This is a genomic window from Fulvitalea axinellae (genome assembly GCF_036492835.1).
Classification (GTDB): domain Bacteria; phylum Bacteroidota; class Bacteroidia; order Cytophagales; family Cyclobacteriaceae; genus Fulvitalea; species Fulvitalea axinellae.
This window is the reverse complement of record NZ_AP025314.1, coordinates 3,975,680-3,990,558: the sequence shown is the minus strand read 5'-3', so window position 1 is coordinate 3,990,558 and position 14,879 is coordinate 3,975,680. Positions and strand designations below refer to the sequence as shown.

Below are 14,879 nucleotides of genomic sequence, written 5' to 3'. Positions count from 1 at the left end.
AAAAGTAATAGGGAAGGGAGGGAGATGCAAAACGGATGTAACGAAAAAGCTGAGCCGGCGGGCGAAAAAATAAAAAGGCCGCCTGTGGGATGGGGCGACCTTTCTGTGTTAAAGGGAATCCTTTAGTTCTTTTTGGCTTTCTCGCCTTTAGTGCATTTCTTCTCACAAGCTTTCTTGCAGGCTTTTTCTTCCTTCGCTTTTTTCTTGTCGCAAGCTGATTTTTTGCATTCGCCCTTCTTGCAAGCTTTCTTTTTCTGCTTCTTGTCTTTTTCGTCGTCCTGCTTATTTACGATTTCATAACCGTTTTTAGCGGCGGCAATTGAGGCGATAGGCTGTGCGAAAAAGGCGGTAAGGGCCGCGAAAGCGAGGATGTAGCTTAATTTCTTCATAGTGTATTAATCGTTATGTTATGTCGGTTTCGGAGGTGAAACCTTATTGTCTGTAACGTTTGAGGGCGGTAATATATGAATGATTCTGATTAGAATGTGAAGAAAATATATGAAAAAGTGCAGTAGCTTGGCATTTCGCTCTTTTTTCTAGCCTGTTTTCAGGAGTTTTTTAGATGTATCCACATAAGATTGGATGGTGCGTAACAGTTTGGTGAGGGCTAGAGGCAATTGTTCTTTGGTGTTTTGGTTGAGGGATCGTTCCAATTGCACCACGTTTCGGTAGACACTTTCGGAGCCCATCAAAGTGGCCATCCCCTTGAGAATACGTATGGCGCTGGTCAGTTCGTTGTCGCCGTTTTCGTAAGATTGCCCAAGGTTCAGGATCAGGTCCAAGGCGTCGGACTCAAAATCATTGATCAGTTCGATGATTCTTTTCTTACTTGGATGGGCCAGAAGCCTTTTGTCAAGTTCAGAGGTTTTTTCCTTTTTTTCTTGGAGTACTTTCTCAAAACACTTTTCCAGCTGAGCTATATTGACGGGCTTTGAGAGGTGATCGTCAAACCGGTTTTCCAAATGCTTTGGTATCTGCGTCTCTCCGCTCAGCGCCACGATAGGCGGTGGGTTGCGGTGGCCTTTCCTGATCTCTTTGGCCGTCTCGAATCCGTCGAGTACAGGCATCCTGATATCCAACAGCACCAGGTCGAAATCGTGTTTGGCGAATTCTTCCAAGGCTTGTTTACCGTTTTCCACTTTGATTACGGCCAGTCCCAATTCTTCGAGCATCATGCCCATTACCCGCCGGTTTACGCTGCTATCGTCGGCCAGTAGGGTGAGGCCTTCGAAATGCCGTTCGGTTTGGTGGGGTTGATGCGTTGTGTTTGCTTGCTGTATAGCTTCCTGATAAGGCATGGAGAGGGTGAATCGGCTACCTTTTTCCAACTCTGAACTGGCGGAGATATTACCGCCCATGAGTTCGGCCATTTGCTTACAGATGGCCAGTCCGAGTCCGCTGCCTTTTTTCTCGGTGCTCCAATGCTGGTTGTCCGCTTGATAATACTGCGAGAAAAGGTGAGTCAACTGTGCGGTCGGTATCCCGATTCCCTGATCACTGACGCTTATTTCCAAACTAGGCTTCGTCTTGTCCTTTTCGACGTGTATGCGTATTCTGCCGTTCTCGGAGTATTTGACTGCGTTGCTGAGCAGATTGGTGAGTATTTGTGAGAATTTGCCTTGGTCGGCGAAGATAAATCCTGGAACGTCCTTGCCATAAGTGGCGGCTATCTCGATGTTTTTTTCTTTGGCCTTGGGGACAAATAGTTGCTGCGTCTTCCTAATGGTCTGGCGAAGGTCATAAACGCTGTTGCGAATGCGCATTTTCCCCGCCTCAAGCTTCGAGAAGTCAAGCACGTCGTTAATCACCCGCATAAGTTGCTCGGATGAATACTGGATGATTTCGAGCTTTTCGAGTTTTTCGGGCGATGTTTCATTCTTCGCCAGCAGATCTATCATTCCGAGCATGCCGTTGAGCGGTGTGCGGATTTCGTGACTCATATTGGCGAAGAAGCGGGTCTTTTTTCGTAGAGCCTTACGCGTTTGTTCTAGCATGCGGGTCTCCGTTTTGTCCGGAAAGCTGGCGAAGACCACCGGGTCGCCGTCATTTGTCCGAACGCATTTGAAGGCCAGAGATATATGATGTTCCTGTTTTGTGAAGTCCTCATAACGGAACGGAATTTCCGAGCGTCGTTTTTGAAGCGCCATCTCAAAGGCCCCGGATACTGTTCCCCAATGTTCGTTTGGAAAGTGTGACACTAGGCTTGTATCAACCTGCAAGGCCGTCCCGCCGAGGTTTTGTATCGTGCGGTCGGCCTCGGCGTTAAAGCTGAGGATATTGCCCGTTTGGTCCAGAATGGCGAAGCCGATGGAGCCGTTGTCGAAGGCCGTGCGGTATAGCGCCGATGTGTGTCGCAATCGCCGGACGTTTTCCCTTTCGCGGGTCATATCGTGCAGATAGCCGATATGATACGTACTTGCGGGGAAAATCCCCAAGGCGTGTTCCGTTCGGATATATTGTCCCTGTCGGCCGTCGCCTTTTTCCATAAGCAAATACTTCCCTTCCGCCCTGTTTTGAGCTATTTGGTCCAGTGATTTGCCAATGGATTTTTCATAACTGAAGCCGGTTACCGTCTCAAACCTTCTGTTTACATAGATGATTCGCTCCGTGCCTTCACTTTTGGAATATAAATAAGCAGGACCGGCGTTGGTCTTTTGGTTAGACTCAAGAGTTTCTCGCAAAAGAGCGGAGCGTTTTTTTCGGCTAAGCGTCTCGATTGTGATACGGAAAACAGCGGATGGTTGCGGAGAAGTGTCTCGATGAAGCGAAGAGGTCTCGGCCTCAAGGGACACTAAACCTTCCGCCGTTTCGAAAATTATCTTGGAGGAAGCGGTCTTTACTTCATCAACAATCACCGGGAAAGTGTAGTCTCCGTCTCCGAAGATTCGAATTCGAATTCTTAAACTATCGTCTCTGTATTGTACTTTGGCTTTCTGAATAAAGCGACCGAGTTCCGTCCGGGTTTCCGGGCTGACATGGAGTAGCGACAGGCTTTTTCCCTGCTTGGAATATCCGTGTAAGGGTCCGTTTTTCTCCAGCATGACTTTCCGCTTTTATCCTTCAGCGGAGCCGTCGCCTGTTATGGTTTTTACGAAACGATGCCGTATTTGTGTGTTTTGTCGGTGGCTTAAGGTTTTCGTAAAGGTTTATCCATATATTTTGGCGATTTTTTAGCAAATGGCTCACGTTAGGTAAAAGGCGAGTCGGGTAAGAAATGTTGCGAAAAAGAAGAAAAAGAAACTCGTTGTACGTTTTTTAGATCGATTTTCGGATCTGTGTTTTTAGCTTCCGGTTTGTTTTCAAGGCGGAAGTCAGTTTCGTTTTTCCACTTTCGAGAATAATGGCGGTATAAGAGGTGATGTTTCTGAAATATTTGTTGGTTAGTGAGTTGAGGTCTATGTCAGTCGGGTTGGTGAAGTTCAGGTTTTCGAAAAAATAGGGGGTTATCTTTAGCTTTCGATGTTCTTCATATTCTCTTTCAAAATGATTTATCTCTCCGTAAGCGGTCTGGTAATATTGGTTAAGCAGAATGTTTAAAGAGTCGGTTTGGTGATCCCTTAACTGGGTTTTGGAGATAAAAGCTTGGTAGCCTACGTCGTTTGTGCGAAGGGTTGGCTTATTGACCAAGCCGAAAAGACTGTTGACCAAAGCGTTGATTTCTTTTTTTGAACCGGTAGTTTTTTTAATGTCGAATTCGAGAATAGTTTGGCAGTTCTTGACGGTCATTTCCGTTGCCGAAATCAGTTTCTGGATCTCTTTTTCGTCTTCTTTCAGATCGTTGAGCATTTGCCGGAGGATAATTTTCCGTTGTCTCTGCTGTTTGAAATTTTCGTAGCCGGTGTCAACGTTGAACGCGATGGTGATGCCAATCACGACAATCAGCGTTTCGCCAAGGGCGTATTTCCAGTTTATGCTTTTCAATAACCTTAGAAAGAGAGCGTAAATGCCCTTTTTTGAGTTTTCGGTTTCGTCGTTCACAGGAGTTATGTTTGTTTTCGGGGTTAGGAATTTAAATAAAAAGATGAATTTGTGAATAATACATGATCTTTTATTTCCTTTGAAGGGAAGCAAACAATCAAGACCATGAAGCATTATCCGATAACATTTGCGCTAGCCCTAAGCGTAATGGCTTGTTCCGCATCAAAGAAAGAGAATGGGGAAGAGAAGAACGCTCATGAACAAACCGAAACGAGTGAGAAAGCGGAAGAAAAGAGAAGTCTTCCGGCGCTTAAGAAACGGATTTTGGAAATACATGACGAGGTAATGCCTCGGATGGGCGAGTTGAACGCATTGAAGACAAAATTGAAGACAAAGATCGATTCGCTGAACACTCTAGGCGACTCTACATCGAATGTAGCCTTGCGTTTGCGGGCCGGTGTGGTGGAAATAGATTCGGCCGACGCTGCGATGTGGAAATGGATGCACGGATTTGATGGCGGGTTCAAAGGCAAGACGCCCGAAGATACTTATGCTTATTATCTCAAGGAAGAAGTGTCGGTGGATAGTATGAAGATGAAAATCTTGAGAGCCATCAGTGTGGGAACCGAATTGAGCGAAGGGAAATAAGACTAAAAAAATGCAGATACAAAAAAGCGGACGAGCAATCGTCCGCTTTTTTTATGTCTTTCCGATGATTAGGCTTTCGGCTCTTTAAGAGCGTCGAAGTCAAAATCTTCGAGGAATTTCGTAGTGAAATCGCCAGACTGGAACTGAGCGTCGTCCATCAACTTCAGGTGGAAAGGAATCGTAGTTTTGATGCCTTCGATAAAGAACTCCTGAAGAGCGCGCTTGGTACGGATGATAGCGCGGTCGCGGGTTCTGGCCGTCACGATGAGTTTGGCGATCATCGAGTCGTAGTTCGGCGGAATGGTGTATCCGGCGTAAACGTGGCTGTCTACGCGAACGCCACGGCCTCCCGGGAAGTGCAGGGAAGTGATCTTGCCCGGCGACGGACGGAAGTCATTGGCCGGATCTTCGGCGTTTATACGGCACTCGATAGACCAACGCTTTGGTGTAAGGTTCTTTCCGTCGAGGAGTTCGCCAGCGGCCATCTTGATCTGATCTTTGATCAGGTCAGTGTCGGTTACCATTTCCGTTACGGGATGTTCCACCTGAATACGGGTGTTCATCTCCATGAAGTAGAAGTCGCGGTGTTTGTCCACGAGGAATTCCACTGTGCCAGCTCCTTCGTATTTTACGGCTTCCGCTGCGCGAACGGCTGCTTCGCCCATACGCTGGCGCAAATCTTCGTTTACGGCCGGTGAAGGACACTCTTCCAAGAGCTTTTGGTGACGACGCTGGATAGAGCAGTCACGCTCTGAAAGGTGAATGGCTTTTCCGCTAGAGTCTCCAAGAATCTGGATCTCCACGTGACGTGGCTCTTCGATGAATTTCTCAAGGTAAAGTCCGTCGTTGCCGAAAGCGGCTCCCGATTCGCGTTTTGCGTCGTCCCAAGCCTTTTGGAATCCGCCGGGCTCGTTAACGATACGCATGCCGCGTCCACCTCCGCCAGCTGTGGCTTTGAGGATGATCGGGTATCCAACCTGCTCAGCGAGTCCAAGACCTTCCTCAACTGTGTCGAGAATGCCGTCCGAACCGGGGATGGTTGGGACACCGGCTTTTTTCATGGTGTCCTTGGCGTTGGCTTTGTCGCCCATGCCGTTGATCATCTCCGCCGAGGCTCCGATGAACTTAATGTCGTTCTCTTCGCAAACTCTGGAGAACTCCGCATTTTCGGAAAGGAATCCGTAGCCGGGGTGAATGGCGTCGGCGTTGGTGATTTCGGCTGCCGAAATAATCCGGGTAATATCTAGATATGATTCCGAACTCGGGGCTGGGCCAATGCACACGGCCTCGTCGGCGAAGCGTACGTGCAGGCTTTCTTTGTCCGCGGTGGAATAAACCGCCACGGTCTTGATGCCCATTTCTTTACAGGTTCGGATAACCCTAAGGGCAATCTCGCCCCTATTGGCTATGAGTATTTTTTTAAACACTTTGATTCACGTTTTCGGTTTCACGATAGCCTAAAAAACGAAAAACATCCGTTAAGATGTTTTTCGCTAGCCTAGCTCAAAATCGTTACGAGGGGTCGACTAAGAACAGCGGGGTGCCGAATTCGACCGGCGTAGCGTCTTCGATCAGAACCTTGACGATTTTGCCGCTAACCTCAGCATTGATTTCGTTGAAAAGTTTCATCGCTTCCACGATGCAAACCGTCTTCTCCGGAGTCACGCTGTCGCCTTCAGAGACGAATTTGTCTTGGTCAGGACCCGGAGAGCGATAGAACGTACCGATCATTGGAGATTTGATCGTAATGTATTTGCTGTCGTCGTCGGCAGGAGTTGCCGCTTCTGTGGCCGGAGCTGTAGCCGCTGGCTGAGCGGGTTGCGCTGCGGGGGCGGTTGCTACAGGAGCCGCGGCTACCGCCGGTGCCGCTACAGACACTTGCTCGATAACTTTTGGCGAGTCGGCGTCGCGCTTTACTGAAAGCTTGAATTCCTCTGTTTCGATATTAACCTCATTCAAACCCGACTGGGCGATAAAATTTATGAGGTTCTTGATTTCACTTGGTTTCATTACGCTTTAACTCTTTCTATGTAAGACCTGGTTTTTGTATCCACTTTTACGGTGTCGCCCTCGTTAATGAAAAGAGGTACCTGAATCGTGGCGCCGGTTTCAACCTCGGCGGGCTTTGTGGCGTTAGTAGCCGTGTCGCCTTTGAGGCCTGGCTCGGTGTAAACTACCTTGAGCTCGACATTGGCGGGCAGTTCCACAAGCAGGGGTTTCTCCTCTGCGGCGTGGAAAAGCACTTCAACGATATCACCGTCTTTGATAAGGTCCGGGTTCGGGACCATGGCTTCCGGAAGCGCGAACTGCTCGTAAGTGTCCGTGTCCATGAAGTTGAATCCGAAATCGTCTTTGAAAAGGAATTGCTCTTTGCGGCGCTCTACTCTTACGGGGTGGATCTTGTGTCCGGCAGAGAAGGTGTTGTCGATTACCTTTCCTGTCGTAAGGTTCTTGAGTTTCGTGCGGACGAATGCAGGTCCCTTGCCGGGTTTAACGTGCTGGAACTCGACAATCGTGTATAAGCCGTGGTTGTATTCTATACAAAGTCCGTTACGGATATCAGCTGTAGTTGCCATAAGTGATAATAAATGCGTTATTATGAAAACTTGACGAGCGCAATATGCGCTACTGACAATGACTAACGACGCAAGTTATAAGTTTTTTTGATACGGTCATATTCCGTCGCCAATTTGCGGGCCTCGCCACTAAGGCGCTGAGCTTCGGGGTTTACCGTATTGATATTTGTCAAAAGCGGAAGATTTCCGCCCGAATTTGTCAGGAATTAGCCTTGTCACCGTCGTAAGCCCACTTAATGTAGGCTGCGCCCCAAGTGAATCCTCCGCCGAAAGTCGCCAAGATAATGTTGTCTCCTTTTTTGAGTTGCTTTTCGTAATCCCAAAGGCAGAGTGGGATGGTGCCGTCGGTGGTGTTGCCGTAGCGCTGGATGTTGAGCATGACTTTGCTTTCGTCAAGATCAATGCGCCTGGCGGTAGCGTCGATGATACGCTTGTTGGCTTGGTGAGGTACCAGCCAGCTGATATCGTCGCCAGTGAGATTGTTGCGCTCGGCTACCTCGGCAGCCGTGTCGGCCATGTTGGTAACGGCGAACTTGAATACCGTTGAACCTTCCTGATGGATGGTGTGCCAGTTTTTGTCGATGGTCTCGTGCGAAGACGGGTAACGGCTTCCGCCGGCTTTCATGTGCAGGAACGGTGCTCCGCTGCCGTCTGACTGAAGCTGGGAGTCGATAAGACCGAAGCCTTCCTCGTTTGGCTCAAGCAATACCGCTCCGGCTCCGTCGCCGAAAAGCACGCAGGTGTTTCTGTCTTTGTAATCGACGATCGCCGACATTTTGTCCGCGCCCACGACTACTACTTTCTTGTATTTTCCAGTTTCCACGAACTGCGAGCCGGTGATGAGTCCGTAAAGGAAACCGGAGCAGGCGGCGTTCATGTCAAAGCTGAAGGAGTTTTTTGCGCCGATACCGTCGGCTATGATGTTGGCCGTGGCCGGAAATGTCATGTCAGGGGTAACCGTACAACAGATCAGAAGGTCGATTTCTTCAGGAGAAGTCCCCGTTTTCTCAAGCAAGCCTTTTACGGCCTCTATCCCGAGTACCGAAGAGCCCTGTCCCTCACCTTTAAGAAGCCTCCTCTCCTTGATTCCGGTCCGAGTGGTGATCCACTCATCGTTGGTGTCCACCATGGTCGCCAGCTCGTCGTTCGTCAGAACATACTCCGGTACGTATCCGTGCACTCCGGTAATGGCTGCGTTGATTTTCTTCATAAGTCTGTAAAAAAAGTTCCGTATGCCTCGCTATGACCTTAGCGGTCCGTGGCGGTCGGTGTGTTAAACGAAAGCCAATTTCGCTTTTTTGCACCTCGACAAATATAAGGTACGTCAGACTAAAATAGAAAAAAAAGAAAAGGGTTAAAATTCGATGAATCGCAAAAAGTCCTCAAAAAAGGAGGGATAATTCAATAAGCTATTCTCAAGTTTATATACGGAGTTATTCCAGGTTTTGCCGTTGGGCTATTCGGTAGCTTTTTCAGTTTCTTTGGAGTTGATGTTTTTTGGTTGGTTTTGGGAGTGTTTGAGGTCTTTGGAGACTGGTGAGTTTCTTTTTGGTTTCCTATTTTGGCCGGGTTTTCCGGTTGGTTTCGTTACTGATTGCCAGAGTGACGCTGGCTTTTCGGTAGCGCTAGGGCTTGATGTTAGTATAAATGAAAAACGTATCGGAATTGTGGTATTCCCAAAGAATTAGTTGTTAGGTTTGGGCCTTTCTTTTATATTGTGATCCGTAACTGGCTTTTTTGGATTAGACGCTGTGGCGTTTCGTTTTTTTGCCACGTGTTTTTATGGATAGGTTGTCGTGTTTTCCGAAGCTATTTGGGATGCGGCGGTAGGGTAAGCGGTCACGGTTGTTCGTTTGTGAAGACTCAAAACTTTATTTTTTTCTATGAGACATCTATTAAGCATTTTCTTTTTGGCTTCCCTGTTTGCGTGTTCCGGTAAGACTGAAGACTCCAAAGAAGTGGAGAAATCGGCCCGGCAGGCCACAATGGAGAGAACCACTGTCGTTTATGTGGATTCTGTCCGTATTACGGAGTTTGAGCGTCAGATTTTGGGTAACGGAAAGTTGCGGGCGAAGCGTAGTGCGGTGATCGAAACCGGATTGTCCGAGCCGGTACGTACTCTGAAGGTGTCGGAAGGCGACAGGGTGTCGAAAGGCGCTTTGTTGGGGCGGATCGACGACTCTGAGTTGCGTTTGTCATTGGCGGAGGCCGAAAGGGATTTGGAAAAAGCGTCCGTAGGCTTGAGGGATTTTATGTATGCCCGAGGGTATGACGGCGGTTTGTCCGATACGCTAAAGGTGCCCAAAGATGTTCTTCGGATGGGGAAAATCGACAAAGGTTATGAGGCCGCTTTGACGAGACTGGAACGGGCGAAACTCAAATTCTCTAAATCGGTGGTGCGAGCGCCGTTCGCTGGCGTCGTGGCGGATTTGGCGGTCAGGGAACATCACCGGCCTGAAAGTGGTAAGCCATTTTGCCGAATTATCGATGACCGTGTGTTTGAAATTGTGTTTTCCGTATTGGAATCGGAGGTGCCGGACGTAACGGAGGGGATGCGTGTGCGAGTAAGTCCATTCGCTTTGAGCGACCGTGAGTTTGTGGGTGAAGTGGTGTCGGTGAATCCATTGGTGGATGAGAACGGCTTGGTGAGAGTTACAGCCGAATTGCGCAATACGGATGGGCTGTTGCGGGAAGGGATGAACGGGAAGGTTGTGCTGAGCCGTGTCTTGCCGAATAAGCTGGTGGTTCCGAAAAGTTCCGTTGTGCTTCGTTCCGGCGGTCGTCCTGTGGTGTTTACCCTCAACGGCGACGAAGCGAAGTGGAATTACGTGGCTCTTGGCGAGGAGAATTCTCAGAGTTATGTGTTGGTGCCTGACGCCGAAGGAAATATGCCGATAAAACCCGGCGATGTAATAATAGTGAAAGGAAACCTGAACTTGGCGCACAAGGCGAAAGTGAAGGTGGGCAGGACCAACAAGCGCAAGCGCCGGAAAAAATAACCGGAAACGGATATTGGCACAAAAAGAAAACGGCCCCGAGCGATAAGCTTCGGGGCCGTTTATATTGTAAACCTAATCTGATTAGGCCTCAATTTCTTTCTCAGCGTAAACTTTTCCTTTGTAGTAAAGTTTCCCTTCGTGCCAGTGAGCTCTGTGACGCAAGTGAGTCTCGCCTGTTGTTGGGCATACCGACAAAGTAGCCGGAGTAGACTTGATGTTTGTTCTCCTTTTATCTCTTCTAGTCTTAGAAGTCTTACGTTTAGGATGTGCCATCTTACTAAACTATTTATTAATGTTGACGAATTGTTTTCTTACTTCTTTTTGTTCTGATCCTTGAGCTTTTGCAAGGCTTGCCATCTAGGATCGACGTTTTCGTTAGTTTCTTCCCCTTCTCCTTCGTTTTCTTCTTCCTCTTCGTCCGTTTCCGTGTCGCCGGTAGAATATACCAGCTCGTCTTCGGGCTCAAGGCTCAGAAAATCAAATTCGAGGCCAAGGTCTAGCGGTTCGTCGTCGTCCTCCCTTAATTCGGGATGGATCTTTTTGTAAGGAACCTGCAGGCCGATGAATTCGTAGATGATGTTGGCGACGTTCCAAACCGGAAGGTTCTGGTCCAGAATAATGATGTCGTCTTCAGAATCGTCGAATTCCTCTCCGTACTTTACGAGTAACTTGTGCGAAACGTCTATAGGTTCCTCAAAAGTCCTCAGGCTCCGGTCACAAACCAGTTCCACGACGCCCTTGATTTCCAGCTCGGCCCTGATCAGCACTTCCGATTTGTCAAGGCTTATTCGGGCGGTGAGTTTTCCGTTCTTGGTAAGCGAATCCTCGAAGTTGTCGAAGAAGTCTTTTCCAATCTCGAAAGAGAACTCGTGTTTGCCCAAACCGAGCTTGAAGAGCTCAATATCAAACGCTTTAAGGTTTTTCATGTCCCTCGTTAGGCATACAAGGTCGCAAATTTAAATTTTTTTTCCGGGAATTCCTCAGAGCATCCGATTATTTAAGAATTACTTCTCTTGATTTTTGTTCCCGTTGTTCTTCTTATCGTGTTTTCGGTAGGGTTTGTTTTCCCTCCGGGGCGGTCTTTTGTCCTTTTTCTCCACATCCTCAATGGTTTCGCCCTCTACTTTCTCAAGCGGAAAATCCTGACTTTCGTCCTGCATAGCCTCCGCTATCTTGCGCTCCTCTACCGGTGCTTTTTTCGGTTTCGGCTTCGGTGCCTCAAGTCTATTCTTGACTACGTCGATGGCCATGTAAATGGCTTCTCTCATCGATGTTTCGTCGGCTATTCCTTTGCCGGCGATGTCGTACGCCGTGCCGTGGTCGGGCGAAGTGCGGACGAACGAGAGGCCGGACGTATAGTTTACGCCGGTCTCAAATGCCAACGCTTTGAACGGAATCAGGCCTTGGTCGTGATACATGGCCAAGATACCGTCGAATTTACGGAATTGCGAGGAACCGAAGAATCCGTCGGCGGGATACGGGCCTATTACGAGCTCGCCTTTGCGCTTATATTCCTTGATGACGGGCTTGATCACGTCGATTTCCTCTTGGCCCAAGATGCCGTTTTCGCCAGCGTGCGGGTTTAGGCCCAATACTGCGAGTTTCGGCTTGTTGATGCCGAAATCGAGGCGCAGGCTAGCCAACATGATGTCGATTTTGCTTCTAAGCGCCTCGGCGGTGATCTTCGAAGGCACTTCCGCTATGGGCATGTGTCCGGTGACTACGCCTACGCGCAAGCCTTGGTCGCAGAGCGTCATTACGCAGTCGTCTTTTCCGTCTTTGGCCTGAAGGTATTCCGTATGGCCCGGAAAGTCGAAATCTTTGCTCTGAATATTGTGTTTGTTGATCGGAGCGGTCACCAAAGCGTCGATAGTTCCGTTTAGGAGGTCCGCAACGGCTCTTTCAAGTGCGGTGAAAGCGCATTTTCCTCCTATTTCGGTTTGTTTGCCCGGAGTTATTTCGGCAGTTTCCTCCCAACAGTTGATGACGTTGACCTTTTTTTGTGCCGCGTGCGAGGCGTCTTTGATGTTATGCAACTGGAAATCGTCCCTTCTGACTTTCTTTTTGTAAAAAGAAAGCACTTTGGATGATCCGTATACAACAGGGGTGAATTGTGATGTGATCCGGTTGTCGGCCAAAGCCTTGATGACGATTTCAGGACCTACGCCGTTGATGTCGCCGATGGAGATCCCTATTTTCGGCGGATGGCTCCTGTTGGTGTCTTTATGACTGCTCATGGAGTTCAGTTTTTTTGCTTGGGTTTGTTCCGGCGAACGGCTTCGGTGCGGGGTCCCGCCTGTGTCCGCCGGTTTTATGGCCGGGGGCTTGCGGGAGTTTTTGTCGAATGCTTGCCGAACAATACAAAGGTATGTCGTAAATTTGACCCGGCCGATAAGGCTGGTCGCAAAAAAGACATTCAATATTCGCCAAAGATAAGAAATTATGCTTTTGTCACGGACATTTTGTTTGCCCTATTCTGGGCAAGACTTCCGCGGGGCGTTTTTTGTTTGGAATTGTAGGCTGGCGTACGCAGGCACTGCGGGTCAATGGGGCCCGTGGGGGACGGAACTACTTATATTGCAGAGGAATGAAAAAGGTTAGGGCAAAGAAGCATCTCGGTCAGCATTTCCTTACGGATTTGGATATCGCCGAGAGGATTGTCAACGCTTTGTCGGGGCACGGCGGTTATCGCGACGTGTTGGAAGTGGGGCCCGGAATGGGCGTTTTGACGGATTTTCTGATCGAAAGGGAATCCTTGAGGACATTTTTGGTGGATATCGACACCGAATCCATCGCTTACCTGAAGGATCGCTACCCGGCTTTGGGAGAGAGGATTATCGAAGGGGATTTCCTTAGAATGGATTTGACGGAAAAGTTGGAGTCGCCGATGGCGGTTATCGGAAACTTTCCTTATAATATATCTTCCCAGATTTTTTTTAAGGTATTGGAATACCGTGACGATGTTACGGAATGCGTGGGAATGGTGCAGAAAGAGGTGGCCGAGCGTATCTGTGCCGGGCCGGGCTCTAAAGTTTACGGGATCTTGAGCGTGCTTTTGCAGGCGTTCTACGATGCCGAATACTTGTTTACGGTACCGCCGCACGTGTTTAACCCGCCTCCGAAGGTGGATTCGGCGGTGTTGAGCCTGAAAAGAAACGATACGAAAGATTTGGGTTGTGACGAAAAACTGTTTTTCAGAGTGGTGAAGCAGGCTTTCCAGACAAGGAGGAAAACGTTGCGCAACGCGCTGAAAGTTTTTGGCCTGTCCGACGAGCTGCGTGCCGAAGAGATGCTTTCGCTTAGGGCGGAGCGTTTGAGCGTGGCGGATTTTGTCTGGCTAACTAACCGTATCGAGAATGACAAAACGCCAGGTTGACGTATTTGAGCTAAGCGCCGGCTATGTCAGCCGTTTGCGGAAGGCTATCGCCAAAGAGGACAAGGAGTTTATACTCCGGACCCTGAAAGGCGTGAAGGCCGCCGACGTCAGTGAGGTGTTGGAGGAGCTTGACGGCGAAGAGTGCCGGTATATCCTGCAACTGCTGGATGTGGAAGTGGGCGCTCAGGTTATCCGCGATATCGACGAGGACGAGCGCGGGGATTTCCTTGAGCTGTTCTCTCCGGAAGAGCTTTCGCCTTTTATCGACGAGCTCGATTCCGATGACGCTGTGGATATCCTGCAACAGCTGGGTGTGCGTGCCAGAGAGCAGGTTATTTCCCTGCTGAAAGAGGATGAGCAGGCCGCTTACGTGATGGATCTTCTCCGCTACGGAGAGGATTGCGCCGGTGGTCTGATGGCCAAAGAGCTTATAAAAGTCAATCTGAACTGGACGGTTGTCCGGAGTATAGAGGAGATCAGGCGTCAGGCCGAAGACGTGGACAAGGTGTATACCTTGTACGTGGTTGACGATTATGACAAGCTTTTGGGGCGAGTGTCGCTGAAGCGGATTATTCTGGCTTCGGACCAAACGCTGATCAGCGAGATATACGAGAAGGATATTCTTTCTGTGGAAACCTTTATGGACCAGGAGGAAGTCGCCTCGATAATGCAGAAATACGACTTGGAAGTGATTCCAGTGGTGAATGTCCGGGGAATGTTGGCCGGGCGGATTACGGTCGATGATATTATCGACGTAATTACCGAAAAGGCGGAGGAAGATCGCCAAATCATGGCCGGTATCTCCGAAGACGTTCAGGAAGACGACAGCGTTTGGGTGCTTTCCCGCGCCCGCTTGCCGTGGCTGATGATCGGGATGATCGGGGGCGTTATAGCCGCAAACTTTATGGGTTTGTTCGATGGTGACATCTCGCAGATTCCGGCGCTGGCCACATTTGTGCCACTGATTACGGCTACGGGCGGTAATGTGGGTTTGCAGTCTTCGTCTTTGGTTTTGCAGTCTTTGGCCAATCCGTCGGTGATTGAGGACAGTTTGTGGAAGCGTCTGTTCAAGACGCTGACCGTAGCCATCCTCAACGGGTCCGTACTTGCCGGATTCGTGTTCTTGTTCAACTGGCTTAGCGCCGGGGGAGATCCCCAGGGTATGAAAATAGCGGTAACCGTATCGACGGCCTTGTTTAGCGTAGTGATGCTGGCGTCGACTATGGGTACGGTAACACCGATTGTGATGGACCGGCTTAAGATCAATCCGGCTTTGGCCTCGGGTCCGTTTATTACTATCGTCAACGACTTGTTGGGTCTTGGCGTTTATTTCGGAGTGGCGCATTTGGTTTTCTACTGAAC

At 49.1% G+C, this 14,879-nt stretch carries 14 protein-coding genes; 4 read left to right on the top strand and 10 right to left on the bottom strand.

The annotated features are described in order from the left end of the window. Positions 1-122: 122 nt before the first annotated feature. From AABK39_RS15110 to AABK39_RS15100, 3 genes are all read right to left on the bottom strand, one after another. Entirely contained in the window at positions 123-389 is a 267-nt protein-coding gene (locus tag AABK39_RS15110; RefSeq protein ID WP_338392178.1) for a hypothetical protein, read from the bottom strand. Between the two features lie 147 nt (positions 390-536). Next, positions 537-3,041: a PAS domain-containing hybrid sensor histidine kinase/response regulator gene (locus tag AABK39_RS15105; RefSeq protein ID WP_338392177.1), complete on the bottom strand. Its 2,505-nt coding sequence runs from the start codon at positions 3,039-3,041 to the stop codon at positions 537-539. Between the two features lie 214 nt (positions 3,042-3,255). Then, positions 3,256-3,978 (bottom strand): hypothetical protein, encoded by a 723-nt coding sequence (locus AABK39_RS15100; RefSeq protein WP_338392176.1) that lies wholly within the window; start codon positions 3,976-3,978, stop codon positions 3,256-3,258. A gap of 105 nt (positions 3,979-4,083) precedes the next feature. Between AABK39_RS15100 and AABK39_RS15095 the strand changes: the two genes are divergently transcribed. After that, positions 4,084-4,566: a hypothetical protein gene (locus tag AABK39_RS15095; protein ID WP_338392175.1), complete on the top strand. Its 483-nt coding sequence runs from the start codon at positions 4,084-4,086 to the stop codon at positions 4,564-4,566. A gap of 68 nt (positions 4,567-4,634) precedes the next feature. Here AABK39_RS15095 and accC read toward each other — a convergent pair whose 3' ends face one another. The 4 genes from accC to AABK39_RS15075 form a co-directional block, all read right to left on the bottom strand. Beyond that, positions 4,635-5,993 carry an acetyl-CoA carboxylase biotin carboxylase subunit gene (gene accC, locus AABK39_RS15090; protein WP_338392174.1) on the bottom strand — a complete coding sequence of 453 codons (1,359 nt, stop codon included), beginning with the start codon at positions 5,991-5,993 and terminating at the stop codon, positions 4,635-4,637. An 85-nt stretch (positions 5,994-6,078) separates the two neighbouring features. After that, positions 6,079-6,576 (bottom strand): acetyl-CoA carboxylase biotin carboxyl carrier protein, encoded by a 498-nt coding sequence (accB, locus tag AABK39_RS15085; RefSeq protein WP_338392173.1) that lies wholly within the window; start codon positions 6,574-6,576, stop codon positions 6,079-6,081. After that, positions 6,576-7,142, bottom strand: coding sequence for an elongation factor P (gene efp / locus AABK39_RS15080; RefSeq protein ID WP_338392172.1), 567 nt, complete (start codon positions 7,140-7,142; stop codon positions 6,576-6,578). The genes accB and efp overlap by 1 nt, the downstream gene beginning before the upstream one ends. Before the next feature lie 199 nt (positions 7,143-7,341). Then, complete coding sequence (locus tag AABK39_RS15075) at positions 7,342-8,352, bottom strand: beta-ketoacyl-ACP synthase III (protein ID WP_338392171.1); 1,011 nt, start codon at positions 8,350-8,352, stop codon at positions 7,342-7,344. A 673-nt stretch (positions 8,353-9,025) separates the two neighbouring features. Here AABK39_RS15075 and AABK39_RS15070 point away from each other — a divergent pair. Continuing rightward, positions 9,026-10,141: an efflux RND transporter periplasmic adaptor subunit gene (locus AABK39_RS15070; protein ID WP_338392170.1), complete on the top strand. Its 1,116-nt coding sequence runs from the start codon at positions 9,026-9,028 to the stop codon at positions 10,139-10,141. Between the two features lie 81 nt (positions 10,142-10,222). Here AABK39_RS15070 and rpmF read toward each other — a convergent pair whose 3' ends face one another. The 3 genes from rpmF to pdxA form a co-directional block, all read right to left on the bottom strand. Further along, the gene (gene rpmF, locus AABK39_RS15065; RefSeq protein WP_338392169.1) at positions 10,223-10,414 is read right to left on the bottom strand and encodes a 50S ribosomal protein L32; all 192 of its coding nucleotides are present in this window, start codon (positions 10,412-10,414) and stop codon (positions 10,223-10,225) included. Between the two features lie 38 nt (positions 10,415-10,452). Next, complete coding sequence (locus AABK39_RS15060) at positions 10,453-11,067, bottom strand: YceD family protein (protein WP_338392168.1); 615 nt, start codon at positions 11,065-11,067, stop codon at positions 10,453-10,455. 78 nt (positions 11,068-11,145) lie between these two features. Beyond that, positions 11,146-12,378 carry a 4-hydroxythreonine-4-phosphate dehydrogenase PdxA gene (pdxA, locus tag AABK39_RS15055; protein WP_338392167.1) on the bottom strand — a complete coding sequence of 411 codons (1,233 nt, stop codon included), beginning with the start codon at positions 12,376-12,378 and terminating at the stop codon, positions 11,146-11,148. A 350-nt stretch (positions 12,379-12,728) separates the two neighbouring features. On the opposite strand from pdxA, the gene rsmA reads away from it, so the two are divergent. Both rsmA and mgtE read left to right on the top strand, forming a co-directional pair. Then, the gene (rsmA, locus tag AABK39_RS15050; RefSeq protein ID WP_338392166.1) at positions 12,729-13,517 is read left to right on the top strand and encodes a 16S rRNA (adenine(1518)-N(6)/adenine(1519)-N(6))-dimethyltransferase RsmA; all 789 of its coding nucleotides are present in this window, start codon (positions 12,729-12,731) and stop codon (positions 13,515-13,517) included. Continuing rightward, the gene (gene mgtE / locus AABK39_RS15045; RefSeq protein WP_338392165.1) at positions 13,498-14,877 is read left to right on the top strand and encodes a magnesium transporter; all 1,380 of its coding nucleotides are present in this window, start codon (positions 13,498-13,500) and stop codon (positions 14,875-14,877) included. The genes rsmA and mgtE overlap by 20 nt, the downstream gene beginning before the upstream one ends. Positions 14,878-14,879 lie beyond the last annotated feature (2 nt).